Source organism: Paraburkholderia sp. UYCP14C, from assembly GCF_004197395.1.
Taxonomy (GTDB): domain Bacteria; phylum Pseudomonadota; class Gammaproteobacteria; order Burkholderiales; family Burkholderiaceae; genus Paraburkholderia.
In genome coordinates this window covers 285,381-308,234 of the sequence record NZ_SELS01000002.1, presented here as the reverse complement: position 1 = coordinate 308,234, position 22,854 = coordinate 285,381, and the positions used below count along the sequence as shown (strand labels likewise).

General features: G+C 65.7%; 20 protein-coding genes and 1 pseudogene. 11 read left to right on the top strand and 10 right to left on the bottom strand.

The window, feature by feature from the left end; translation table 11 throughout:
* The first annotated feature begins 8 nt into the window (after nucleotides 1–8).
* Genes bcsE through EVC45_RS03065 form a run of 6 tightly spaced genes read left to right on the top strand, consistent with a single transcriptional unit; the run spans nucleotide 9 to nucleotide 7,422 of the window.
* Nucleotides 9–2,039, top strand: a complete 2,031-nt coding sequence (gene bcsE / locus EVC45_RS03090; protein WP_129956592.1) for a cellulose biosynthesis protein BcsE — start codon at nucleotides 9–11, stop codon at nucleotides 2,037–2,039.
* The gene (locus EVC45_RS03085; protein ID WP_129956560.1) at nucleotides 2,036–2,248 is read left to right on the top strand and encodes a hypothetical protein; all 213 of its coding nucleotides are present in this window, start codon (nucleotides 2,036–2,038) and stop codon (nucleotides 2,246–2,248) included. Before bcsE ends, EVC45_RS03085 begins: the two co-directional genes overlap by 4 nt.
* On the top strand, nucleotides 2,245–3,027 hold the full coding sequence (gene bcsQ, locus EVC45_RS03080; protein WP_129956559.1) for a cellulose biosynthesis protein BcsQ: 783 nt from the start codon (nucleotides 2,245–2,247) through the stop codon (nucleotides 3,025–3,027). Before EVC45_RS03085 ends, bcsQ begins: the two co-directional genes overlap by 4 nt.
* Nucleotides 3,027–5,558 carry a UDP-forming cellulose synthase catalytic subunit gene (bcsA, locus tag EVC45_RS03075; protein ID WP_129956558.1) on the top strand — a complete coding sequence of 844 codons (2,532 nt, stop codon included), beginning with the start codon at nucleotides 3,027–3,029 and terminating at the stop codon, nucleotides 5,556–5,558. Before bcsQ ends, bcsA begins: the two co-directional genes overlap by 1 nt.
* A gap of 50 nt (nucleotides 5,559–5,608) precedes the next feature.
* Nucleotides 5,609–7,180, top strand: a complete 1,572-nt coding sequence (gene bcsG / locus EVC45_RS03070) for a cellulose biosynthesis protein BcsG (protein ID WP_129956557.1) — start codon at nucleotides 5,609–5,611, stop codon at nucleotides 7,178–7,180.
* On the top strand, nucleotides 7,177–7,422 hold the full coding sequence (locus EVC45_RS03065; protein WP_129956556.1) for a hypothetical protein: 246 nt from the start codon (nucleotides 7,177–7,179) through the stop codon (nucleotides 7,420–7,422). The genes bcsG and EVC45_RS03065 overlap by 4 nt, the downstream gene beginning before the upstream one ends.
* Nucleotides 7,423–7,438: 16 nt before the next feature.
* Here EVC45_RS03065 and EVC45_RS03060 read toward each other — a convergent pair whose 3' ends face one another.
* Nucleotides 7,439–8,068 (bottom strand): LysE/ArgO family amino acid transporter, encoded by a 630-nt coding sequence (locus EVC45_RS03060; RefSeq protein WP_129956555.1) that lies wholly within the window; start codon nucleotides 8,066–8,068, stop codon nucleotides 7,439–7,441.
* 117 nt (nucleotides 8,069–8,185) lie between these two features.
* Between EVC45_RS03060 and EVC45_RS03055 the strand changes: the two genes are divergently transcribed.
* Nucleotides 8,186–9,079 carry a LysR family transcriptional regulator ArgP gene (locus EVC45_RS03055; RefSeq protein ID WP_129956554.1) on the top strand — a complete coding sequence of 298 codons (894 nt, stop codon included), beginning with the start codon at nucleotides 8,186–8,188 and terminating at the stop codon, nucleotides 9,077–9,079.
* A gap of 41 nt (nucleotides 9,080–9,120) precedes the next feature.
* Here the strand turns inward: EVC45_RS03055 and EVC45_RS03050 are convergent, their stop codons facing one another.
* A complete protein-coding gene (locus EVC45_RS03050; RefSeq protein ID WP_129956553.1) occupies nucleotides 9,121–10,071 on the bottom strand; it encodes a LysR substrate-binding domain-containing protein in 951 nt (316 codons plus the stop codon).
* A gap of 118 nt (nucleotides 10,072–10,189) precedes the next feature.
* On the opposite strand from EVC45_RS03050, the gene EVC45_RS03045 reads away from it, so the two are divergent.
* Both EVC45_RS03045 and EVC45_RS03040 read left to right on the top strand, forming a co-directional pair.
* Nucleotides 10,190–11,362 (top strand): M20 aminoacylase family protein, encoded by a 1,173-nt coding sequence (locus tag EVC45_RS03045; RefSeq protein WP_129956552.1) that lies wholly within the window; start codon nucleotides 10,190–10,192, stop codon nucleotides 11,360–11,362.
* 60 nt (nucleotides 11,363–11,422) lie between these two features.
* Nucleotides 11,423–12,838, top strand: a complete 1,416-nt coding sequence (locus EVC45_RS03040; protein ID WP_129956551.1) for an MFS transporter — start codon at nucleotides 11,423–11,425, stop codon at nucleotides 12,836–12,838.
* Nucleotides 12,839–13,288: 450 nt separating this feature from the next.
* Here the strand turns inward: EVC45_RS03040 and EVC45_RS03035 are convergent, their stop codons facing one another.
* Nucleotides 13,289–13,603, bottom strand: coding sequence for a helicase (locus EVC45_RS03035; protein WP_129956550.1), 315 nt, complete (start codon nucleotides 13,601–13,603; stop codon nucleotides 13,289–13,291).
* A gap of 209 nt (nucleotides 13,604–13,812) precedes the next feature.
* Here EVC45_RS03035 and EVC45_RS03030 point away from each other — a divergent pair, with 209 nt between their 5' ends.
* Nucleotides 13,813–14,457, top strand: coding sequence for a hypothetical protein (locus tag EVC45_RS03030; protein ID WP_129956549.1), 645 nt, complete (start codon nucleotides 13,813–13,815; stop codon nucleotides 14,455–14,457).
* Between the two features lie 179 nt (nucleotides 14,458–14,636).
* On the opposite strand, the gene EVC45_RS03025 is transcribed toward EVC45_RS03030, so the two are convergent.
* The 7 genes from EVC45_RS03025 to EVC45_RS02990 all read right to left on the bottom strand — a co-directional run bounded on the left by EVC45_RS03025 (nucleotide 14,637) and on the right by EVC45_RS02990 (nucleotide 20,806).
* Entirely contained in the window at nucleotides 14,637–15,638 is a 1,002-nt protein-coding gene (locus tag EVC45_RS03025; RefSeq protein WP_129956590.1) for an NADP-dependent oxidoreductase, read from the bottom strand.
* A gap of 259 nt (nucleotides 15,639–15,897) precedes the next feature.
* Complete coding sequence (locus tag EVC45_RS03015; protein ID WP_129956548.1) at nucleotides 15,898–16,506, bottom strand: TetR/AcrR family transcriptional regulator; 609 nt, start codon at nucleotides 16,504–16,506, stop codon at nucleotides 15,898–15,900.
* 389 nt (nucleotides 16,507–16,895) lie between these two features.
* Complete coding sequence (locus EVC45_RS03010; protein ID WP_129956547.1) at nucleotides 16,896–17,387, bottom strand: lytic transglycosylase domain-containing protein; 492 nt, start codon at nucleotides 17,385–17,387, stop codon at nucleotides 16,896–16,898.
* A gap of 24 nt (nucleotides 17,388–17,411) precedes the next feature.
* Nucleotides 17,412–17,759 (bottom strand): hypothetical protein, encoded by a 348-nt coding sequence (locus EVC45_RS03005; RefSeq protein ID WP_129956546.1) that lies wholly within the window; start codon nucleotides 17,757–17,759, stop codon nucleotides 17,412–17,414.
* A 4-nt stretch (nucleotides 17,760–17,763) separates the two neighbouring features.
* Complete coding sequence (locus EVC45_RS03000; RefSeq protein WP_129956545.1) at nucleotides 17,764–18,138, bottom strand: hypothetical protein; 375 nt, start codon at nucleotides 18,136–18,138, stop codon at nucleotides 17,764–17,766.
* A gap of 314 nt (nucleotides 18,139–18,452) precedes the next feature.
* Nucleotides 18,453–19,721, bottom strand: a complete 1,269-nt coding sequence (locus tag EVC45_RS02995; RefSeq protein WP_129956544.1) for an MFS transporter — start codon at nucleotides 19,719–19,721, stop codon at nucleotides 18,453–18,455.
* Nucleotides 19,718–20,806, bottom strand: coding sequence for a PRC-barrel domain-containing protein (locus EVC45_RS02990; protein ID WP_248295014.1), 1,089 nt, complete (start codon nucleotides 20,804–20,806; stop codon nucleotides 19,718–19,720). Before EVC45_RS02990 ends, EVC45_RS02995 begins: the two co-directional genes overlap by 4 nt.
* Nucleotides 20,807–21,320: 514 nt before the next feature.
* On the opposite strand from EVC45_RS02990, the pseudogene EVC45_RS02985 reads away from it, so the two are divergent.
* Nucleotides 21,321–22,646 (top strand): annotated as a pseudogene (locus tag EVC45_RS02985) (NCS2 family permease); the annotation flags it as partial.
* Nucleotides 22,647–22,854 lie beyond the last annotated feature (208 nt).

Sequence of the window (22,854 nt, the reverse complement as noted above, 5' to 3'; positions counted from 1 at the left end):
GCGCTTTGATGCGCCGCTGGCTGCGCGTGTTCGGCGGCAGCGCCGCGCAGCGTCGCGCGCAGCAGGTCGGCCGTCTGGCGATCGAGGCATTGCCCGACGAATGGGCCGCGCTCGAAGCGGGCAAGCTGTATGCGATTTACGCGGCACCGCGCACACCAGAGGGCGACACGCCGGGCGCCGATACGCCGGGCGTCGACACGTCGGGCGTCGACACACTGATATGGGAAAGCGCGCGCGCCGCGTTCACACGCGACGTGACGCTCGTGCTCGCGCGTGAGCGCGCGGCCGTTGCCCGCCGTTTGCGCGAGTTGGGCTTTAGCGCCGGCGCGCCAGCCGCGGGCTGGCCGCGCAATCTGAACGTGCTTGCGATGCCGCCCGCCGCTGACTCGCAAGCGCCGGAGCAGCACGCCGACGGCGCCGCGACGCACGGCAAACTGTTCGGCGGTCTGCGCGCTTTGAAGCGCTTCGGTTTTCGTGCGCGCTCGCTGTACTTCATCGAAGGCGCCGAACGCTGGTTCAACTGGCACGACGCCGCCGCGCTCGCGCACGAAGGCCGCATGCTCGCGAACTGGTGCGCAGCCAGGGGTATCACGCTGGTGTTGCTGCTCGGCGTCGATGGAAATGGCGACGACGATTCACCCGACACGCGCGACGCAGCGAATGGCGTCGCCGATGCGCCACGCCGCAACGCTTTCAATGCGGCATGCGCGGGCGTCGCGCGGATGGAGCGCACGCACGGCGAGCTGCTGTGGCATGCCGACTTCTGGCGCGCGGATCGCACGCTGGTGACGGGCGAAGTCCGCTCGCTGCGCTTTACCGATAGCGGTCGCCTGAGCGTCGCGCCCGCTGCGCCGGCCGGCGGCGTCGCGCGCGGCGAACGCCTGCTTGCGCGCGATGAGCAGCGGGTCGTCGTGAGCCGCGCGGTGGTGCGCGGTCACGAGGCGTGGCTGCCGCCGCATTGGGAAGTGTGCGCCGATCAGGCCGCGGTGCTGAGCGCGTGCGCGCATGCGCAGGCCGCCACCGTGGTGCTCGATTACGCGGGCGGCGCGCAGCTCGACGCGTTGTGCGCGGCGATTCATGCGCTGCGCCGCCAGGCCGGGCGCGCGCTCAAGATCGTCGTCGTCGAGCGGGGAGAAGTGCTGCGCCATCAATACGAGCTGCTCGTGCTGACGCTCGGCGCGAACCTCGTGCTCGGCCGCGACCTGCCGTTCTCGCGCATGCAGTCGCTGCTGCAGTCGTTGCAGGGGCAGCTCCATACGCGACCCGTCGCCGCCGACTATCGCAGCGCGTTGAGCGCCGCATTGAGCGACGACGTGCGCGGCTATCTGCCGGCCGGCGCGTTCTGCGAGCGCGTGCGCCTCGTGCTGGCACGCAGCGCCGTGCTGCAGTTGCCGCATGTGCTCGTGAAGCTGACGCTGCTGCCGCAATGCGCGCACGTCGATGCACTGAAGCACTGCGTGCCGCGCCGCGCGGGCGACGTGCTGACCGTCGACGGGTCGCATCTGTACGTGTTCCTGTTCGCCTGCCGGCTCGCCGATGCGGACGCCGCGCTGGCGCGGATCATCGATGTGCCGGTCGAACGGCTCGCCGATACGCTGGTGCATCTGGCGGAGGGGAGCATCGGCGCCGAACTCGACGCGCTGGACGCGGCCAACCGGCGCACGCGGATCGCCGATTACAGCGATATGTTCGCGGCGTCCGCGCGTGCGGCATCCGCGCTTGCGGCGTCCGCGCGTGACGGCGTGCCTGTGCGCTCACCGTTCGCCGCTTCGCCGGACGACGCCGCGCGCGAAGCGGCGCACGTGGCCGCCGTGCATCTGGCGCAGGTTGAAGAAGCGCTGGTTCATGCGCGCACCGAACACGAAGCCGACGCCGAGCTGGCGCCCCGCGCGCCCGCGCCGACGAACGCAACTGCCAGGCACGTCGAATTAACGACAGCGAAGCCGCTGGCTACGCTGCGTCCGCCATCCCAACCCACGCCCGCGCGCCGTCGCGCGGAACCCAGCGCGATGCCGGTGCGCGCGAGGAGCATCGAATGATCGAACTGGTTCTGATCTGTTTCGTGGCCGGCATGGTCGTCGCGCTGCCGGTGTGGATCGTCTGGCAGCGCGTCGGCGCACGGCGCGGTCTCGCGGCGATGCGCGGCTTCGATCCGCGCGACGCGGTGCCGTGCGGGATCGAGCCGGTTGCGCTGCGCGCGCGTCTGCTGCCCGCGCTCGATACGCCGCCGGACGAGGTGGCGCGATGAAAACGATCGCCGTCGTCTCCACCGCGGGCGGCACGGGCCGCACCACCTTGACCGCCACGCTCGCGGTATTGCTCGCGCGCCGCGGCCGCCAGGTCGTCGCGCTCGACTTCGATCCGCAGAACATGCTCGGCGCGCAGCTCGGCATCGACGGACTCGCGGCGACCGGTCTGTCGCAGGCGCTGCTCGATGCGGACACCGCATGGCATGCGTACACGTGGCGCAATGCGGACGGCGTGCTGTTCGTGCCGTACGGCGCGGTATCCGCCGCGCAAAGCACGCAATGCGACGCGCGTCTCGCCGCCGAGCCGCGTTGGCTCGCCGACGCGCTCGCCGAACTCGATCTGCCGCGCGACGGCGTCGTGCTGATCGACACCGCGCGCTATCCGTCGCAGCAGGCCGAGCACGCGCTGCGTTGCGCGGACCTCGCGCTGTGCGTGACGCCGCCCGAGCCGGCCGCCTGCGCGACGCTGGTCGCGCGGCTCGCGGCGCTGCGCGATGCTTGCGCGCAGTTGCGCGTCATCGTGAACCGGCTGAACCCCGCGCGCGATATGCAGCGCGATGTGCTCGCGATGCTCGGCGCGGCGCTCGGCGATAACCTGCCGCTCGCGCAGCGCGTGCATCTCGATGTCGCGTTGCCCGAGTCGTTCGCGCGCGGCACGTGGCCGTTCGACGACGCCCCGCATTCGCAGGCATCGCACGATCTGCAGGGGCTCGCGAACTGGCTCGACGCGTGGCTCGCCGAGGCCGCGGCGCCGCTCGAGCGGCGGGACGGCGCGTGATGAGCGCGCGCGAAACCCGTCCGTTGCGCGAGCGTGCGCTCGACTGGCTCGCACGCGGCCTCGGCGTGCCCGCGACGCGCACGCCGCTCGACTGGTTCGTGCGGCTGTTCTTCCAGCCGCCCGCGCCGGGCAAGCCCGACTACGCACGTCGCTGGATTCGCGCGGCCGTGCTGCATTTCGCGCTGCAATGGGGTGTGCTCGAACCGCATCGACTGCGCGCATGGCTATGGCGCGCGTTCGTGCGCGCACCACGTTCGTCGTCGCGAAGCGCGACGGCGACGGTACGGGCGCTGGCCGCCTGGATCGACCGTTGGCTCGTGCCGCTCTGGTTGCTCGGCCGGCGCGGGCGCGAGCGCATCGACGCGCTGCTGGCGAGCTTGCCGTGGCAGCGCTGGGGCACGCGGCTCGAAGATGCGACACAGCGGGTCGGCCACATTCGCTGGCTGCTGCCGCTGGTGGTGGTCGCGGGTGCGGGTTTGTGGGCGGTGATCGGCACGTCGCCGCTGCAATCCGAAGGTCAGTTCGAGTTCTTCGCGGTCCTCGTGGTCGTCGCGCTGATCGTGCGACGCTTTCCGGGCCGCATGCCGGTGTTGATCCTGACGACGCTCGCGCTGCTCGCGATGGTGCGCTACGTGTGGTGGCGCGTCACGCAGACGCTGTCGTTCCAGACCCCGGGCGAGGCGATTCTCGGCTATCTGCTGTTCGGCGCGGAAGCGTATACGTGGGTGATTCTGCTGCTCGGTTTCGTGCAGACCGCGTGGCCGCTGAAGCGCGCGGTCGCCAGTCTGCCCGCCGATACGTCGAGCTGGCCGAGCGTCGACATTTATATCCCGACTTATAACGAGCCGTTGGCCGTCGTGCGGCCGACCGTGTTCGCCGCGCAAGGTATCGACTGGCCCGCCGACAAGCTGCGCGTGTTTCTGCTCGACGACGGCCGCCGGGAGGAATTCAGAGCCTTCGCGCAGGCCTGCGGCATCGGCTATCTGACGCGCGACGACAACCGTCATGCGAAAGCCGGCAACATCAATAGCGCGCTCGCCAGCACGCAAGGCGAGTACATCGCGATCTTCGATTGCGATCACGTGCCGACGCGCTCGTTCCTGCAAACCACGATGGGCACGTTCCTGCGCGACGCGCGCTGCGCGATGGTGCAGACGCCGCATCACTTCTTCTCGCCGGATCCGTTCGAGCGCAATCTCGGCACGTTCCGCCGCGTGCCGAACGAGGGCAATCTGTTTTACGGGCTCGTGCAGTCGGGCAACGATCTGTGGAACGCGTCGTTCTTCTGCGGCTCGTGCGCGATCCTCAAACGCTCGGCGCTCGAACAGGTGGGCGGCATCGCGGTGGAGACCGTGACCGAAGACGCGCACACCGCGCTGAAGCTGCACCGGCGCGGCTACACGACCGCTTATCTGCCGACCGTGCAGGCCGCCGGTCTCGCGACCGAAAGCCTCGCGAGCCATATCCGGCAGCGCACGCGCTGGGCGCGCGGCATGGCGCAGATTTTCCGCATCGACAATCCGTTCGTCGGCCGCGGGCTGAGCTTTTTTCAGCGGCTGTGCTACGGCAACGCGATGCTGCATTTCTTCTACGGCGTACCGCGGCTCGTGTTCCTGACGATGCCGATGGCGTACCTGTTCTTCCAGATGTACTTCATCAACGCATCGGCGACGACGATCGCCGGGTTCGTGCTGCCGTACATCGTGCTCGCGAATATTGCGAACTCGCGGATGCAGGGCAAGTACCGTCACTCGTTCTGGGCCGAAGTCTACGAGTCGGTGCTCGCGTGGTACATCGCGCTGCCGACCACGGTCGCGTTCTTCAGCCCGAAGCACGGCAAGTTCAATGTGACCGACAAGGGCGGGCGCATCAGCGAGGGCTACTTCGACTGGTCGACCTCGAAACCGTATCTGGTGCTGCTTGCGCTGAACACCGGCGCGCTCGCCGCCGGCGTATACCGGCTGACGTTCGGGCAGGGCGGCGAGACGCCGACGATCCTGATGAACGTGTTCTGGACGCTCTACAACCTCGTGATGCTCGGCGCGGCCGCGAGCGTCGCGCGCGAAGCGAAGCAGGTGCGCGTCACGCATCGGATCGCGATGCGTGCGGCGGCGACGCTGCTGCTCGCGGACGGCACGACGCTCGCGTGCACGACCAGCGACTATTCGACCGGCGGCCTCGGTCTCGACGTCGAACCGGGATTGAACCTCGCGCCCGGCGACAGCCTCGGCGTGTGCCTGAGCCGCGGCGATCGCCAGTTCCATTTTCCGGTGTACGTGAGCCGCTGCGCCGGCCGGCACCTCGGCGTGCGCTTCGACGGCCTCACGCTCGAACAGGAGCGGCAGCTGGTGCAATGCACGTTCGGCCGCGCCGACGCGTGGCTCGACTGGGATGAGCAAACGACCGAGGACGCGCCGCTGCGCGGCTTGAAGGAAGTGCTCGCGATGGGTGTCGAAGGCTATTCGCGGCTGTGGGGCGGGCTCGCGCGTGCCTGCCAGACGCTGCTCGCGCTCGACCGGACCCGCTATTGATGGCGCCTGCGCGAGTCGTGTCGCGCGCAGGCCAATGAGAGAACCCGTTGATGACTCTGTGGAACCTGTATTTCATTCTGAAGCTGTACCTGTTCGCGGGCGGCCATCTGCAGCCGCTGTGGCTCGCGAATCTCGGCCTGGCGCTCGCGCTCGTCGCGAGCTCGACGCTGCGCCGGCGCGCGCTGCGCATCGTGCGCAACCTGGTCGGCCTCGCGCTCGGCGTGCCGCTGATGTACCACGAGGCGAACGTGCCGCCGTTCTCGCGTCTGACCGAGGAGTTCGGCAATCTGACCACCTTCAGCTTCGGCTACTGGCTCGAACTGGCGCAGCGCTTCCTGCCGCCGATGCTGCTGCTCGCGGCGCTCGGCGCGCTGGTCGGCTATCTGATCGTGAATCGCTGGGTGCGCGTCGCGACCTTCGTGCTGATCGCGTTGGTCGCGATTCCGCTGTGGCACGAAGGCGGGGTGGTACTCGCGCAACTGCGCGGTGCAGCGGCGAACGGGGCAACGAATCCCGGCGCGAATGGAACGAACAACCCGCTCGCCGCGCAGCCGCTCGACCACAATGCGACGCTCGCCGCGTTCCGCACCCAGGAGTCGCAACGGCAGGTCAGCTTCGGCCATCTCGCCGCGGACCCGAACACGCAATTCGACGTGATCGTGCTGCATATCTGTTCGCTGTCGTGGGACGATCTCGATGTCGCGAAGGCGCGCAACCATCCGCTGCTGTCGCACTTCGACTATCTGTTCACGAACTTCAGCACCGCGGCGAGCTATAGCGGGCCGGCCGCGATTCGCGTGCTGCGCGCGAGCTGCGGGCAGCAGGCGCACGCGGACCTGTACAAGAACGCGCCGCAGCAGTGCTATCTGCTCGCCGATCTCGCGCAGGCCGGCTACACGCCGCAGACGATGCTGAACCACGACGGCCACTTCGACAACTTCCTGGAACTGATCCGCGACAACGCCGGCATGCCGAACGTACCGCTGATTCCGAACACGAGCGTGCCGGTCGCGATGCATGCATTCGACGGCTCGCCGATCCGCGACGACTACGAGACGCTCGCGGCGTGGTATGCGCAGCGCGCGAGCATCGCGGGACCGGTCGCGCTGTACTACAACACGATCAGCCTGCACGACGGCAACCGGCTGCCGAACAACAACCTGTCGAGTATCGATTCGTATCCGCTGCGCGTGAACAAGCTGATGAGCGACTTCGACCGCTTTGCCGATCTGATCGCGTCGTCGGGGCGGCGCGCGGTGATCGTGTTCGTGCCCGAGCACGGCGCGGCGCTGCGCGGCGACACGAACCAGATCGCGGGCCTGCGCGAGATTCCGACGCCGCGCATCGTGCATGGTCCGGTCGGCGTGCGCGTCGTCGGCTTCCAGGGCAGTCATGGGGCGACCACGGTGATCGACAATCCGTCGAGCTTCCTCGCGCTCGCGCAGCTGCTGTCGAATCTCGTGTCGAACAGTCCGTTCAAGCCGGGTGTGAGCCTGTCGCAGTACGCGACGAACCTGCCGCAAACGCAGATGGTTGGCGAAAACGAGGGGACCGTGACGATGAAGACCGCGTCCGGCTATGTGGTGAAGACGCCGGACGGCGTGTGGGTGGACGGCAAATGACGAGCGCTCGGAACCCGTCGAAAAACGCCGCGCGGGGCTGGCCCGTCGACGACATCAGCGGCCTTGCGCTGCGTCTGCCGGAGGTCGAGCCGCGCCGCTATTTCGATGCTCAGGCGCAGGAGGCTTACCAGCAGTCGCTGCTGAAGTGGCCGGTGCTCGCGCGGCTGATGAATCTGGTGCCGCGCGACGCAGCCGATGCGCAAGCGGCGCGCGCTGCGCCGCATGAATCTGAAGTGAAATGAGCGCTGGGTTGCAGACTCAACGCAACTGCGTGACCGCCAGCAGCAACACCATGCTGCCGATCGCACCATCGAGCACACGCCATGCGCTTGCGCGGCGAAACAGCGGCGCAAGCATGCGCGCGCCATAACCGAGTCCGACGAACCACACCGTACTGACCGCCATCGCGCCGAGTGCGAAGGCGACGCGCGCGCCTTCAGGCTCGCGTGCCCCAGCCGTGCCGATCAGCAGGAACGTGTCCAGATAGACGTGCGGATTGAGCCACGTGAACGCGAGCGTCATCAGAACGATCGGCAGCGCGCGTTGCGTGGGCGGTGCCTGATCGGCGGGCGCGCCGCTCGACGCATCGAGCACCGCGTGTCCGGGCCGCACCGCGCGGCGCAGCGCGCTGATGCCGAACCAGGCGAGATACGCGAGACCGACATAGAGCATCGCGTGCACGAAGTTCGGGAAGCGTTCCATCAGCACCGCGGCGCCGCCGACGCCCGCGCCGATCAGGATGAAATCCGACAGCGTGCACAACAGCACGATCTTGCCGACGTGCGAGCGCATGATGCCTTGCCGCAGCACGAACGCGTTCTGCGCGCCGATCGTCACGATCAGCGACGCGCACAGCGCCGCGCCGTGGGAAAAAGACAACCAGTTCATAAAGGGTCCGGAAAAAGGGAAGCAGCGGGGATAGACGGGAAAATCCAACAGCGCTAGTCTGCGTGTTGGCATCTCATAAGAGAAGCTAATTTACTTAATGCCGATTAAGGAACGCTAATGCTCGACTACGCCTTGCTCGACGCGCTGGCCGCCGTGGTCCGCCACGGCTCGTTCGACCGTGCCGCGAGCGAGCTCAATATCACGCCGTCCGCGGTGTCGCAGCGGGTCAAGCTGCTCGAGGAGCGCGTCGGCAGCGTGCTCGTGAAACGCGGTCAGCCGTGCGTCGCGACCACCTCGGGCGCGCTGCTGTGCCGCCATACCGAGCGGGTGCAATTGCTCGAAGCGGAGCTGAACGGCCGCCTGCCGGCACTTCCCGGCGCGCTGGTCGAGCAATGGCCGGCGCTGCGCGTCGCCGTCAACGACGACAGCGTCGGCACCTGGTTCATCGACGCGGTCGCGCCGTTCTGCGTCGAACGCGAGATGCTGCTCGACCTCGTGATCGACGATCAGGACTACACCGCGCAGCGCATTCGCGACGGCAGCGTGCAGGGCGCGATCACGACCCAGGCGGAACCGGTGCAGGGCTGCCGCTCGACGCGCCTTGGCCGCATGCGCTACCTCGCAGTGTGCTCGCCGGCGTTTTACGCGCGCTATTTCGCCGATGGCGTCACGCGCGACAGCCTGCGGCGCACGCCGTGCGTCGACTTCAATCCGAAGGATCAGCTGCAAAAGCGCTTCATGCGGCGCATCACGCGCGCGGAACTCGATCCGCCGCTGCACTGGATTCCGCACGTCGCCGGCTTCTTGCGCGCGTGCGTGATGAGCCTCGGCTGGGGCATGTGCCCGGAGCGGATGATCGCCGGGCATCTGGCGCGCGGCGAGCTGGTCGAGGTCGCGCCGGGCAAGCATATCGACGTCGATCTGTACTGGCAGAGCTGGCGGCTGTCGATCGGCTGGCTCGACGATTTCAGCGCGATGCTCAGAAAGCGGGCGGGGGAGTTTCTCGATTGACTGCGTGTCGGCGCCGTATGCATGAACGCGCACGCCAACCGCTACAGCAACAGTTCGATCGAATGAAACAGCCGGCGCTGCTCGGGGTCCTGCGAGCGCGCGCCTGCGTCGATCGTCTCGCGCAGGCAGTCGAGAAAGCAGGCGGCCGCCGGGCTGGTGGGCGCGCCGCGCCGCGACGTGATGCTGATGATGGTTTCGTCCAGCGTTTCGCGCAGCGGCAGCGCCCACAGGTTTTCTTTCGCGCGTATCACCTCGACGAGCGGCCACGGAAAGATGCTGACCATGTCCGTGTGCGCGAGCAGGCCCAATACGATCGCGAGCGAATGCGCGAGCACGATCGTGTGCGGCACTCGCATGCCGCGCTTGACGAACAGATTGTTCGACATCGATTCGCGGCTCGCCGGGTCCCAGTTCAGGATCCATTCCTCGTCCTGAAGGTCGAGCAGCGTGCGGCAACCGGCCTTCGGATGGTCGCGCCGCGCGACCACCGCCGCATGCGTCGAAAAGAGCGGCGCGTTCTGAAACTCCGACTGCGGCGACGCGGGCGGCGGCCGGCCGATCGAAAAATCGAGGCTGCCGTCGCGCAGACGCGGCTGCACGACCGCGAGCAGGCCTTCGAAGAATTCCAACTGCACCTCCGGCATCCGCTCGCGAAAGCGCTGCACGGCGGGCGGCAGAAAGGTCAGCGCGATCCATGGCGTGACGCCGATCGACAGCTTGCCGGCCGCGGCGCCGCGCAACGCCTCGATCTCAGCCTGGGCGCGCTGCAACTGGCCGAGCACGAGCCGCGCATGCACGACGAGTGCGCGACCGAATTCGGTGAACGCGACGCCGCTCGCGCTGCGCACGATCAGCGGCGCGTGCAGATCGGCTTCGAGCTCGCGCATCGCCTTGGTCACGGCGGCCGGCGAGAGTCCGAGCGAGCGGGCGGCGGCCCGGATACTTCCGGTATCCGCGATCGCCGCCAAGGTATTGAGCTGATGCAGTTTCATCTTGATAAGCCGCATGCAAGAGGCAACCACGGGTTGCCACCACGACGATTCTAACGCCTGCCGCTCGAATATCGGCGCGACTATGCTCGATTCACGCTGACATGGAGAGAGAGACGGCATGAACACGATGGTCATTCCGGCGGGCATCGCCGAAGTCGAACAGGAAATGATCGCGCTGCGACACAGCATCCACGCCCACCCGGAGCTGGCCTACGAGGAGTTCGCAACGGGCAATCTGGTCGCCGAACGGCTGGAGGAGTGGGGCTATACCGTGCATCGCGGCCTGGGCCAGACCGGCGTGGTCGGGCAACTGAAGCTCGGCAACGGTGCGCGCCGGCTCGGTCTGCGCGCCGACATGGACGCGCTGCCGATCCACGAAACCACCGGGCTGCCTTACGCGAGCAAGCTACCCGGCAAGATGCACGCATGCGGTCACGACGGCCACACGGCGATGCTGCTCGCCGCCGCCAAGCATCTGGCGCGCGACAAAAGCTTCGACGGCACGCTGAATCTGATCTTCCAGCCGGCCGAGGAAGGGCTCGCCGGCGCGAAGAAAATGCTCGACGACGGCCTGTTCGAGCAGTTTCCCTGCGACGCCGTGTTCGCGATGCACAACATGCCGGGCTTTCCGACCGGCAAGCTGGGCTTCATGCCGGGATCGTTCATGGCGTCGTCGGATACGGTGATCATCAAGGTGATCGGCCGCGGCGGTCATGGCGCGGTGCCGCACAAAGCGGTCGATCCGGTCGTCGTGTGCGCGCAGATCGTGCTCGCGCTGCAGTCGATCGTGTCGCGCAACATCGCGCCGCTCGATATGTCGATCATCACGGTCGGCGCAATTCACGCGGGCGAAGCGCCGAACGTGATTCCCGAAACCGCCGAGATGCGCCTGTCGGTGCGCGCGCTGCGGCCCGAGGTGCGCGACCATCTGCAGCAGCGCATCACCGAGGTCGCGACCGGCCAGGCCGCCGTGTTCGGCGCGCGTGCCGAGGTCGACTATCAGCGCCGCTACCCGGTGCTCGTCAACGATGCCGCCATGACCGCGCTCGCACGGCAGGTCGCGGTGGACTGGCTCGGTGAAGACGGACTGATTCGCGACATGCAGCCGCTGACCGGCAGTGAAGATTTCGCGTTCCTGCTCGAGCGCTGCCCGGGCAGCTATCTGATCATCGGCAATGGCGACGGCGAGGGCGGCTGCATGGTGCACAACCCCGGCTACGACTTCAACGACGCTTGCCTCGCGACCGGCGCGGCCTACTGGGTCAAGCTCGCGCAGACGTTCCTCGTTTGACGCGGCGGCGGCGCGCTCGCGTGCCGTCGTAGCAGCAACACAATTACGATGGAGACACAGATGGACTATTCCGCCACACCGCGTCCCGCAAGCGCCAATGGGATCGAAGCGCTCGAAGCGCTCGATGCGCAACGCCTCGCCGATCAGCCTCAAAAGCGCCTCGGTCACGCGAAGGCGATCGCCGCGATCACGCTCGGCAACGGCCTCGAGTTTTTCGACTTCACGATCTACAGCTTCTTCGCGACGATCATCGGCAAGCTGTATTTCCCGGTCGAAGGTCAGCTCGTGCAACTGATGCTCGCGGTCGGCACGTTCGGAGTCGGCTTCATCATGCGGCCGGTGGGCGGCGTCGTGCTGGGCGGCTACGCGGACCGCGCGGGACGCAAGGCCGCGATGAGCCTGACGCTGTGGCTGATGACGCTCGGCTCCGCGATCATCGCGTTCGCACCAACTTATGCGGCGATCGGCGTCGCGGCGCCGCTGCTGGTGATTCTCGCGCGGTTGATCCAGGGTTTCGCGTTGGGCGGCGAGGTGGGCGCATCGACGGCGCTGCTGCTCGAATACGGCAGCGATCGCACGCGCGGTTTCTACGGCAGCTGGCAGTTCGTGAGCCAGGGGATGAACACGGTGGTGGGGTCGCTTCTTGGCGTAGCGCTGGCCGCGACGCTGTCGCCGGCCGCGCTCGAAAGCTGGGGCTGGCGCGTGCCGTTCGTGATCGGCATGGCGATGGGGCCGATCGGCATCTATATCCGGCGGCATCTCGACGAGACGCTGCCGGGTGTTGAAGATGGCGCGGCAGCGGCTGGCGGCGCTGTTGGGCAGGCTGCTTCAAAGGCCGTTGTGCAGCACGCTGCGCACGCTCCGTCGCTGCCGGTGCGCGACCTGTTCCGCGATCACGCGCGCTCGATCACGACCGGTGTGCTGACGACGATCGGCGGCACCGCGGCGAACTACATCGTGCTGTTCTATCTGTCCACGTACGCGATCCGCATTCTGCATCTGCCGATGGGGACCGCGCTGTGGGCCGCGTGGACCGGCGCGGTGGTCACGGTGATCTGCTCGCCGTTCGCGGGCGCGCTGTCCGATCGGATCGGCCGCAAGCGTGTGCTGTGGGTGTCGCGCGTGCTGCTGATTTTTGCCGTCTACCCGGCGTTCATGACGATCAACGCGTCGCCGACGGTTCCGGTGCTGCTCGCGGTGGTCGCGGGCCTCGCGCTGCTCGTCACGTTCACCGCGGTGCCCAATATCGTGATGCTGCCCGAGTTGTTTCCGCGCGCGATTCGGGCGACGGGTATGTCGATCGTGTATTGCCTTGGGGTGTCGATTTTTGGTGGGTTCGCGCAGTTTTTCGCGACGTGGTTGATTCAGATTTCGGGTAGTAATCTTGCGCCGGCTTGGTATCTGATCGGCTGTAGTGTTGTGTCGTTGCTGCCGTTGCCGTTTATGCGCGAGACCGCGGGTAGGGCGATTGATTGATGTGACCGCGGCCGCGGTCGGCTGAAAAAAAGAGGCGCGATTTTTTTAGATCGCGCCTCTTTTGTCATTTGCCATGTGGCGTTCGAACGAACGCCAGCATCGCTCGCCTTTGGAAGTGTGGACTGGATCGGACATGCGACGTTGGAGCGTCTGGCTTAGTTCGTGAAGGTTTATTCGATGCCTGCCATCGGCCGCAGGAATGTGAATGCCTCCGCGCGTGTCGGCAGGCGTCGAATAAACCTTCACGAAAGTACCCATCCGCTGACAGTGAACGAGACATTCGCGGTCGAGCATGTCGGAACGACTGGAAAGCAACATTAAGCCATGCGGTGACAGAACTGAAGCATCGGGATCAGGTGTCCAGAATGCATGGAAACCGCTTCGCGACATGACGCCGCCGGCTGTGCAGTTTGCCTCGCAGGTTTGGGGCCGCCTCGATCGTCCCGTTTTTTACGCGTCTTTCAGCCAAGGCATTTCCACGGGTGACACCACCAGATGTCGCAACTCACGTTTCAGTTCGAAAATGAAGCCGACCAGGATCATGGAGTCGGCATAGGGGATTGGAAATACGTGAGGATTTTCCGGGGCGCGGAGCGGGCGCGTGGGCGTGTCCGCTGTCGTCGCGGCGTTCTCGCGGACGCTTTCCAGTTCGTCAGCCATTGCCTGCCCGCTGACTTTCAGAACGCGGCTTCGAAGGTCGCTGAAGGGTTCGATGCGCGCTCCGTCTTCGTTGTATTCAGGCACTTCATAGATGAACCAAGACATTCGTCGCTCCCGGGAAAAAGTTCGCGATTCTAACAGTGGGTGTAACGGACTGGCTTCGGACGCCCACCTTACTCCCTCCGTTCATCCAACAACAAGCGAATGGCGCAGAATAAGATCACGAGCCTGTTCAAGCGCGTGAGAGAAAGTGGTGCCTGATTTCGGCCGTGAGGGCCCAGGCACTAGCGACATCCTTACTGTAGGGAGACACAATGAAAAAAGGAAAGACGAAACTTACCCGGCATGATGCTGAGCGCCTTTTCGAAGGATTGCCCGAAGGGAAGGCGAGAGTATCCAGCCGGCCCGAGAACCCGTTTGAGCCTGGGATGTTCGAGGTGGTTGAGCGCGTCGACGACGAAACCAAACTCTGGAAAGACAACCTCATTACTCTTCCGATGGCGATCGAGTTGCCTGCTGGCTACGAGTCGGTGTCTCGCATGCGCGAGTCGCTGGTGCGCGCATGGCGCGTGAGGTGGGTGAGGGAAGGTAAAAACGAGGTTGTCACCGAGTTCCCTGAAGGATGGACGGCCATTCGCCCGCAAAGCGGACCCACAGAGCTGCGAGATCCCTCCGGAGTGGTCCGCGCCTTATACGGATGGGCCGAGGATGCTGAACTCAGGATTCTGCCACGGTATCTGGTTGAGACGCAGACGAACAGTTTGAGCGGACTAGGCAGTTTGCTGGTCCGTGACCGCGGGAACGGCCATGTTCTTGAAAGGTCGTCGACGTGGTCTGCTCAAACGGGTACCAACCATCCAGATTGGGCCAGGCTGTCGGAGTGGCTCAAGTCGCGCTATCCACACCATCTCGACCCGCTTCGGTACTGGGAAGATTGCGAGGAAAACATTCGGAATTGAGCGGCTTTGGGCGGGGTTGTTTTCGCGTCTGCTTGACCGGGCTTGACGAAGGCGAAAGCGGAAAGCGAGGGGCACCGCCTGGTTGGTTTTCCGCGTTCGGCCTCATCAACGGCCGTTCCTTCTGGTCATTCTGCGGACGTTTGAAGGTCCGCTTCGCCCTCTGACGGATTTCCCTCCTTCTATCGAATCTTGATAACGACCTTACCCTTTGCACGTCCGCTTTCGACGTAAGCCAATGCCTCTTGCGTTGATTCGAACGGGAAAATTCGATCGATCACAGGCTTTATTACAGCTGCGTCGACGAGCCTGGCGATCCGAGCTAGTTGCTCTCCGTCGGCACGCATAAAGAGGAATGAATAGTCGACATCACGACGTCTTGCCTCCTTGCGGATGCGATGGCTTAGAAAGCGCACCGCCATTTTCAGGAACCAGGAGGCATTCACCTGCGTGGCAAATTCAGGATCGGGCGGACCGGCGATCCCGATGACCTTGCCTCCGGGCTTGAGCACATGCAGTGATTTTTCGAGTGTCTTCCCGCCCTGCGTATCCAGCACCACATCGAAGTCTTTCAACACAGCGGCAAAGTCGTCCTTCCTGTAGTCGATGACAATGTCGGCACCGAGCTGCTTCATCCATTCGGCATTTGCGCCGCTCGCTGTCGTGGCGACGGTCGCGCCCAGATGCTTCGCCAATTGAATGGCAAAGGTACCGATGCCGCCGGAACCAGCGTGTATGAGCACCTTCTGCCCTTTCTTCAGTTGTGCTCGTTCGACCAGCGCCTGCCACGCAGTCAGGCCCACCAAAGGGATTGAGGCCGCTTCTTCCATATTGAGCGCTTCAGGCTTGAGCGCCACCGCGTCTTCCCTGATCGCAATGAATTCCGCGAAAGTACCGATCCGATCCTTGGGCGGTCGCGCATACACCTCATCGCCCACCTTGAATCGCTGCACGCGCGACCCGACGCGGACGACAATCCCAGCCAGATCGTTGCCCAAAATCAGCGGCAAACGATAGCGCAAAATCCGCTTGAACTCTCCATCCCTGATTTTTGCATCGAGCGGATTCACGCCAGCGGCGTGAATCTCGACCAATACGTCGTCCTCACGTAGTTCCGGAACCGGCATATCACCGGCTCGCGCGCCATTCTTGCGTCCATATCGATTTACGACAAATGCCTTCATCATGCGTCATTGTTCCTTGTCAGTTTTTCATTGCGTGTAGTCATACTGCCTACTTTGTAAGGCGCACATCTTTGCGAATGCCGGTGTCCACCAGGCCCGCAGGCGCAAATCTGCGTAGCATCTCGAAGGTCCGCTGGCCGGCTTGTGCACCGCGCCGGTTAGTACCATGTCTTCATATAGTTAGACGACCGTTCGCCCGCCAAAATATGATGACCATCATATTTTAGGCCCAGCCACAGCGCCCGCCGGGCAAGCGGAATTACTCATCAGTCGGTGCGAATTTTTTCAATGCTGCTTCAAGAAAACTGTCCGACAGTTTGGGGTCGTCGACGGCGCGCGCCAGCACCATGGTGCCGACCATCGTTGCAACGGTGAGAAGCGCCTGTTCATGCGCGCCCGGTTGACCCCAATCGGGCAATTGGCGCGCAACGACGTCGATCATCTCCTTGATGCGACGGGTGGCCGCGCGGCGCACAACCGGCGCCTGGCGCGGCATCTCCGAGCAAAGGGCGGAGATCGGGCAGCCCGTCTCTGTGGCGTCACGGTGCTCCTTCGACAGATAGGCGCGCACCATTGACGGCAATGCCTGCTCCAGCGGCACGGAAGCGGCGATATGCTCATACTTGGCGACGGCTTCAGCACCGGCGCGGTCGGCCACTTCGGCAAGCAGCACGTCCCGCGATGGAAAGTGCGCGTAGAAGCCGCCATGCGTCAGGCCAGCCTCCTTCATGATGTCGGCCACTCCGGTCCCGTCGTAGCCACTGCGCCGAATCGCACGTGTGGCAACCTCGACGATGCGCTCGTGCGTGATTTCCTTACGACTGGCGGTTTTCCGATTGATTGATGGCTTTTGCATGATGGCCATCATATACCAATCTGGCACAGTTGGCTGCACGGAGCAAGCTCGATGGAGATCATGGCTTCCGCGATGCAGCGCCAGCGTGCGCAACTCTCTTCAAAACACCGAGTTCGAGCCCGGCGTTTCATATCGACGGTCCTAAAAGGTATCGCTGTCGCGCGCTTCCCGGTTAGCACCCGTGAGGACAGGAACTAACACCCCCTCTGGTGTGGCCGCTTCGGCTTGGAAGCAGACGTGAAGGCTACGCGGGACCAAACGGCAGATAGGCTGCATGCGTGAACATGCCCCGCGCAGATGGCGTGGCAAACCGGTAATTCAGCGGAAAATCGCACTCGCCAGCCTCCTGAACATAGTGTCGGTCATCATGACGGGGCGCTTTTCAACAGCCTGCAAGACCCTCACCGCTCCGGCTGCAACAATCCCCAACTCACGAGAATCGTCTGGATGCTATGCGCGTAAGCGTCGCGCTCGTGCGGCGATTCCGAGTGATACGCGCCAATCGCACGCCAGGTATTTCCATACCGCACCATCTTCTGCTTGAGTAGCCAGGCGGCCACAAAAATATTCACGCACGGGTCCGTCAGCGCGCGGTGCGGAATGCCCTGGCTCTTGAGTTCCGGAAAGTGGATCGAATTGATCTGCAACTGTCCCACGTCGATCGAACCGTTGGCGTTGCGGTTGATGGCGCTCGCGTCGCCTTTCGACTCATGCCATGCCACCGCTCGCAGCACGAGCGGATTGACGCCCTGGTAAGCGCCGGCCCTGTCGAAGCAATCGTCGGCGGACGGCGCGGCTTGCGCGGCCGAACTGCCGAGCGCCAGCAGCGCCGCCCAGGCGCATATCGTCCACGATCGCAAAAAGCGGCAGGCATTGGCCTTGTGCTCATGCATGGGTTCAGGGCTCCAGGTACTGCTTTACTGTGCCAGCGCGGAATCGAGCTGGCGCTCGATGTCCTTCAGATAGGTGCGCGACTCATCGGAGACGACGAGGCGCGGCGTCGGCATCGCGCAGTGGCAATCGTGCTGGCGCGTCTTCTTCTTGTTGCGCGACGTCGAGCGCGGCGCGGGAAGGTCGTCGTCGTCGCCGGTGGAGGGCGGCAGCATCGCGAGCGTGGGCAGCGGCGGGTAGACCTTGTCCGCGGAGGCCGTGGTGGCCGTGGGGGCAGCGGCGGCCGCGGTTGCAGGCGCGCCGGCGGCGGGCTGGGCCGCCCATGCGGCCGAACTCAAGCATAGCGATGCCGCGGCGAAAGCAATCAGGCGCATCGTGTCAGCTCCCCGCATGTAGCGGCTGGATCGAGACGCTGTACGTCTGGTTCGCGCCGGTCGTCAGATTTTCGAGCGTGGGTTTGAGCCCCTGCTGCGGCACGCCCCGCCAGATCGCCTGGTTGATGTACTTGAAGTCCTGGCCCAGCGCGGTCACGCGGATCACCGTGGGCTGCTTCTGCGCGGCGGCGAGTGCGCCCGCCTTGGCGAGCACCGTGCTCAATTGCGGATCGCGCGCGCCGAGTGCATCGGCGGGAATGTCGAACTTCATGATCACGTTCGACACCGCAGGTTTCTCGGCTTGAGCCGTAGTGGGCTGCGGCAGTTGTGCGCAGCCTGTTATCAACATTACGGCAAGTAAGAGCACAACGCGCGTCACGTCGGAGTCTCCAAAGTTTCGTGGCGATGTACGGGTTTTCGGCTTGGGAGGCTGAGACTTGATACCTGAAGGCAAACGTTTGCGAAAAAGAAAAGAGTTCGCTCTCGCGGTGCCGCTTCCTGGAAAGTCGCTGCGCGCACCGCCGCCTTCGAGCAAAGAACTTCTTGCGCTGTCGGGTAAAGCCGCAGTCATGTAGGCCCGTAAGACGGCAAGTGGCGCGCTTGCCCGTTCAGCCTGCGGAACGGTCAAGCTACTTGCGACGTGATCCGACTGTGACGGTCAGATCACGCCCCGGCTCATCCAGCTCACGCGACTCACCTCGCCGCCGACTTCCCGCGACCGGGCACCGTCGCGTCATTGCCGTCGCCGTTGCTGGCCGTCGCCGCGTCGCGCGTCTCAGGCATCGCCGCCCACACCAGCAGCACCGCGAGCGCACCGGCCGCCGCGAGGCAGAAGAAGCTCACCATGTTGCCGAAACGATCTGCGATAAAGCCGGCCGCCGTCGTGCTCAGCGTCGCACCGATACCGGCCGCGAGCCCGAACAGGCCGATACACAGGTTGTAGCGGCCCTTGTCGCCGGCGACGTCGGCGGCGATCAGCGGCAGCATCACGCCGAACACCGCGGCGCTCAAGCCGTCCAGCATCTGCACCGGCACGAGCAGGTAAGGGCTGCTGATGCCCGCGAACAGCAGCGCGCGAATCGGCAGCGCGGAGAAGCCGAGCAGCAGGATCGGCCGGCGGCCCCAGCGTTCGGCCGAGCGCCCGACCCACGGCGACATCATCGCGACGATCGCCTGCGGCACGATGATGCACGCCGCGATCACGAGCTGCACGTTGTCGCCCATGCCGGCCGTCACTTCGCCGGCGGCCAGGTTCAGCATCGCCGCGTTCGACAGATGGAACAGCACGATGCACGCGGCGAACAGCAGCATGCGCTTGTCGCGCAGCAACGCGCGCAGGCTTTCGCGCCGCTCGAGCTGCTCGGGGGTAGGCGCCGCTTGCGGCAGCTCGATCGTGTCGGTGCGCTGGATCATCGCGAGCGCGATCAGCGCGGGAACCGCAAGGCCCGCGGTCAAAAAGAACACCGCGCGCGGCGAGTAGTACTCGCCGAACAGTCCCATCAGACCGGCCGCGACCGCGCTGCCGATCGACGCCCAACGCGCATTGCGCCCGAGCCGGTCGCCGAGATTCGCGCGACCCACCAGCGCGAACGAAATCGCCGCGAGCGCCGGCGTCAGCATGCAGCTCGCGAAGCCGTGGAACACCTCGGCGGCGATCACCGGCAACACCGTCGGGCTGATCGCGAGCAGCATCGCGCTCAGGATGATCGCGCCGATCGCCCACGCGGCCGCGGCCTTCTTGTTGCGCAGCGCGTCGACCGCGGCGCCGCCGGGCACCTGGCTGACCATTGCGCTGATCGTGCCGACCGACAGCACCATGCCGATCTCGCCCTGGGTCCACTTGTGCGACGCGAGATACGACGCGATGAACGGCCCGAAGCCCGTCTGCACGTTGGCGACGAAGAAGTTGAGCCAATCGAGCGCGCGCAGACTTCGCGCCGTGACCATCGTGCGGACCGTCATCGGACCGCCCGTGCGTTGGAAACCGCGACGGCGGTCGACGCCGTCGGCGGCGCCGAGGCGGCAGGCGCGGCGCTCGCAGCGGGAGCGGGAGCGGGAGCAGGCGGCGGCGCCGGCGACACCGCGCGGATCGGCTTGTCGCTCGCGTAAGGTGGCGTCGCGTTGATCTGCGCGTCGCTCAGATCGATCTGCGGATGCAGTTCCTTGTCGCGCGTGACGAAGCGCAGCGCCGACCAGTTCGCGGCGATCGTGCGCCGGTCGGTGCTGACCATGCCGCTGACGTCGAGCACGACCGCTTGCGGCTGCGCGTTGCCGTCGATCAGCACGTCGACCACGCGGCCCACCTTGGCGCCGTTCGCGCGCTCGACGGTCGCATCGAGCAGCGGCAGTTCCAGCGCGTTCGATTTGTTCGCGCCGGCCGGCACTGCCGCCGCGTTCAGCGTGATCGGCGCGCCCTTCGCGGACGGCGTGAAATGGAACGCGCCCCACGGGAAGTTCACCTTGCGGTCGCCGACGCCGAGGAAGCCCTGCAGATTGACGATCATCTCGCGCGGCTTGCCGGCCGCATCGGCGGTCATGTCGATCGCGCGGCCGACCACCTTGCCGTCGGGCTTCTGCACCTGGCTGTCGAGCAGCGTGTGCGCGTCGCTGCGCTCGATCGTGCGCAGCACGATCAGCGGCGGCGGCGGCGGGGGCGGCGGCGGGGCCGGCGCGACGACGGGCGGCGGCGGCTCGACCTTGTGCGGCTTCACGACCGGCTTCTTCGGTTTCTTCGGCTCCTCGGGCCCCGTGTTCGCCTCGGTCTCGACCGGTTCCGGCGCGGACGCGGCGACCGGCGCGCTCGCCGGCTCGACCGGCATCACCGTCGCGTCGACGATCGGCGCCTGCTGCGTACCCCACAGCAGGCTGCTGCAACCGGACAGCGCGGCGAGCGCGAACAGCGCGGCCACGGTGCACAGCCAGCGCAACAGTCGAAGCACAGCGAGCGAATCAGGCGAATCGAGCGGGCGAAGCGATCCAAGCGGTCCAAGCGGTCCAAGCGGGACAATCGGCAGGCGCCGGGCGGGGCGCGGAAAACCGCCAGTCATCAGGAAAAACTCCACGAGCAGGTGCGGACGGGCGCGTTGAGCCGCCGCGGTTAGATGGGGTACGGCCCAGAGTTTAACCCGCGCGGCCGCGCGGACAGGCTTTCGCGGGCTTCGTGGAAGGCGGTTTCGCCGATGCTCTGGCGGGATTGCGCTGCACGCCGCGTGCCTGGCATGCCAGCGCCGAAGCGAGTTCGGCGCGTCTTGCGGCCGCTCGAATGCCGTAGGTGTAAACGCGCGCAGCGCTCGCGCGAGCGGCCGTCGCGTAAAAGTTATAAGTCGCGCGACATGTCCGGCATGCCATTCATGCGATTGGACACATAGTTCTCTTCACCTACATTTCGACTCAGAAAAGCGTTACCCACACCAACAAATCCACGAGACGAACCCTGATGACGGCCGCGATAGCGGCCGTTTCAGCAAGCTGATAAAGGAGGCACTCATCATGATGGAACCCCAGGCCCTCGCGAATTCCGACGTCGCGAGCGAATCGTTCGACACTGAATCGCTACCCGGTAAGGGCTTTCTCGACCGCTACTTCGACATTTCCGCGCGCGGCAGCACGCAGCGCCAGGAGATCGTCGCGGGCATCACGACCTTCCTCGCGATGGTCTATTCCGTGTTCGTCGTGCCGGGCATGTTCGGCAAGGCGGGCTTCGATACCAGCGCGGTGTTCGTCGCCGTGTGTCTGACCACCGCGTTCGGCTCGCTGCTGATGGGCGTGTGGGCGCGTCTGCCGATCGCGATCGGCTGCGCGATCTCGCTGACCGCGTTCACCGCGTTCGGCCTCGTGCTCGGCAAGGGCCTGCATCCGACCGTCGCGCTCGGCGCGGTGTTCCTGATGGGCGTCGTGTTCACCGCGATTTCGGTGACCGGCGTGCGCTCGTGGATCCTGCGCAATCTGCCGACCGGCATCGCGCACGGCACCGGGATCGGCATCGGCCTGTTCCTGCTGCTGATCGCCGCCAACGACGTCGGCCTCGTCGTCAAGAATCCGGGTGCGGGCTTGCCGGTGTCGCTCGGCAATATCACGGCATTGCCGGCGCTGATGTCGGTCGCGGGTCTCGCGGCGATCTTCGGGCTCGTGCGGCGCCGTGTGCCGGGCTCGATCCTGATCGTGATCGTCGCGATCTCGGCGATCGCCCTCGCGATCGATCCGGCCGTGGCGTTTCACGGCGTGTTCGCGGTGCCTTCGCTGAGCGCGCCGGGTCATGCGTCGCTGATCGGCGCGATGGACGTGAAGGGCGCGCTGTCGATGGCGGTGCTGCCGAGCGTGCTCGCACTCGTGATGACCGCCGTGTTCGACGCGACCGGCACGATCCGCGCGGTCGCCGGCCAGGCCGGGCAACTCGATGAGAACGGTCGCATCATCAACGGCGGCCGTGCGCTGACCGCCGATTCGCTGAGCTCGATCTTCTCGGGCCTGCTCGGCGGCGCGCCGGCGGCTGCCTATATCGAGTCGACGGTCGGCGTCGCGGCCGGCGCGAAGACGGGGATGGCGGCGGCGGTCGTCGGTCTGCTGTTTCTGGTCGTGATGTTCTTCTCGCCGCTCGCCGCGCTGGTGCCTTCGTATGCGACCGCGCCCGCGCTGATGTACGTGGGGCTGCTGATGCTGTCGAACGTCAGCAAGCTGCATATGGACGACATGGTCGACTCGATGGCGGGGCTCGTGTGCGCGGTGTTCATCGTGCTGACCGCGAACATCGTGACCGGCATCATGCTTGGCTTCGCGACGCTCGTGATCGGCCGCGTGGTCAGCGGCGAGTATCGCAAGCTCAATGTGGGCACCGTGGCGATCGCGGTGGTGCTGGTCGGCTTTTATGTCGGCGGCTGGGCGATCTGAGTTTCGTTGCGGGTAGTCGTTGGTCTCCACCTTGACGCGGCGCGTCGCGGATCGATCCGCGGTGTGCCGCGTATCTTTTTTTAGCCACGCGCTTTGCGCGCGATCGGCACGTTTCACGAAAGCGCCCACCTGTCCTTGACTTTCGCGCCAGCGTTTCTAAACCATAACCTTATGGTCAAGTCCTGCATCCGCAGGAAAGGAGACGCAG

Coding starts and splice junctions, on each gene's coding strand:
- bcsE (WP_129956592.1), top strand. CDS start 9: ATGCGCCGCTGGCTGCGCGTGTTCGGCGGCAGCGCCGCGCAGCGTCGC.
- EVC45_RS03085 (WP_129956560.1), top strand. CDS start 2,036: ATGATCGAACTGGTTCTGATCTGTTTCGTGGCCGGCATGGTCGTCGCG.
- bcsQ (WP_129956559.1), top strand. CDS start 2,245: ATGAAAACGATCGCCGTCGTCTCCACCGCGGGCGGCACGGGCCGCACC.
- bcsA (WP_129956558.1), top strand. CDS start 3,027: ATGAGCGCGCGCGAAACCCGTCCGTTGCGCGAGCGTGCGCTCGACTGG.
- bcsG (WP_129956557.1), top strand. CDS start 5,609: ATGACTCTGTGGAACCTGTATTTCATTCTGAAGCTGTACCTGTTCGCG.
- EVC45_RS03065 (WP_129956556.1), top strand. CDS start 7,177: ATGACGAGCGCTCGGAACCCGTCGAAAAACGCCGCGCGGGGCTGGCCC.
- EVC45_RS03060 (WP_129956555.1), bottom strand. CDS start 8,068: ATGAACTGGTTGTCTTTTTCCCACGGCGCGGCGCTGTGCGCGTCGCTG.
- EVC45_RS03055 (WP_129956554.1), top strand. CDS start 8,186: ATGCTCGACTACGCCTTGCTCGACGCGCTGGCCGCCGTGGTCCGCCAC.
- EVC45_RS03050 (WP_129956553.1), bottom strand. CDS start 10,071: ATGAAACTGCATCAGCTCAATACCTTGGCGGCGATCGCGGATACCGGA.
- EVC45_RS03045 (WP_129956552.1), top strand. CDS start 10,190: ATGAACACGATGGTCATTCCGGCGGGCATCGCCGAAGTCGAACAGGAA.
- EVC45_RS03040 (WP_129956551.1), top strand. CDS start 11,423: ATGGACTATTCCGCCACACCGCGTCCCGCAAGCGCCAATGGGATCGAA.
- EVC45_RS03035 (WP_129956550.1), bottom strand. CDS start 13,603: ATGTCTTGGTTCATCTATGAAGTGCCTGAATACAACGAAGACGGAGCG.
- EVC45_RS03030 (WP_129956549.1), top strand. CDS start 13,813: ATGAAAAAAGGAAAGACGAAACTTACCCGGCATGATGCTGAGCGCCTT.
- EVC45_RS03025 (WP_129956590.1), bottom strand. CDS start 15,638: ATGAAGGCATTTGTCGTAAATCGATATGGACGCAAGAATGGCGCGCGA.
- EVC45_RS03015 (WP_129956548.1), bottom strand. CDS start 16,506: ATGATGGCCATCATGCAAAAGCCATCAATCAATCGGAAAACCGCCAGT.
- EVC45_RS03010 (WP_129956547.1), bottom strand. CDS start 17,387: ATGCATGAGCACAAGGCCAATGCCTGCCGCTTTTTGCGATCGTGGACG.
- EVC45_RS03005 (WP_129956546.1), bottom strand. CDS start 17,759: ATGCGCCTGATTGCTTTCGCCGCGGCATCGCTATGCTTGAGTTCGGCC.
- EVC45_RS02995 (WP_129956544.1), bottom strand. CDS start 19,721: ATGACGGTCCGCACGATGGTCACGGCGCGAAGTCTGCGCGCGCTCGAT.
- EVC45_RS02990 (WP_248295014.1), bottom strand. CDS start 20,806: ATGACTGGCGGTTTTCCGCGCCCCGCCCGGCGCCTGCCGATTGTCCCG.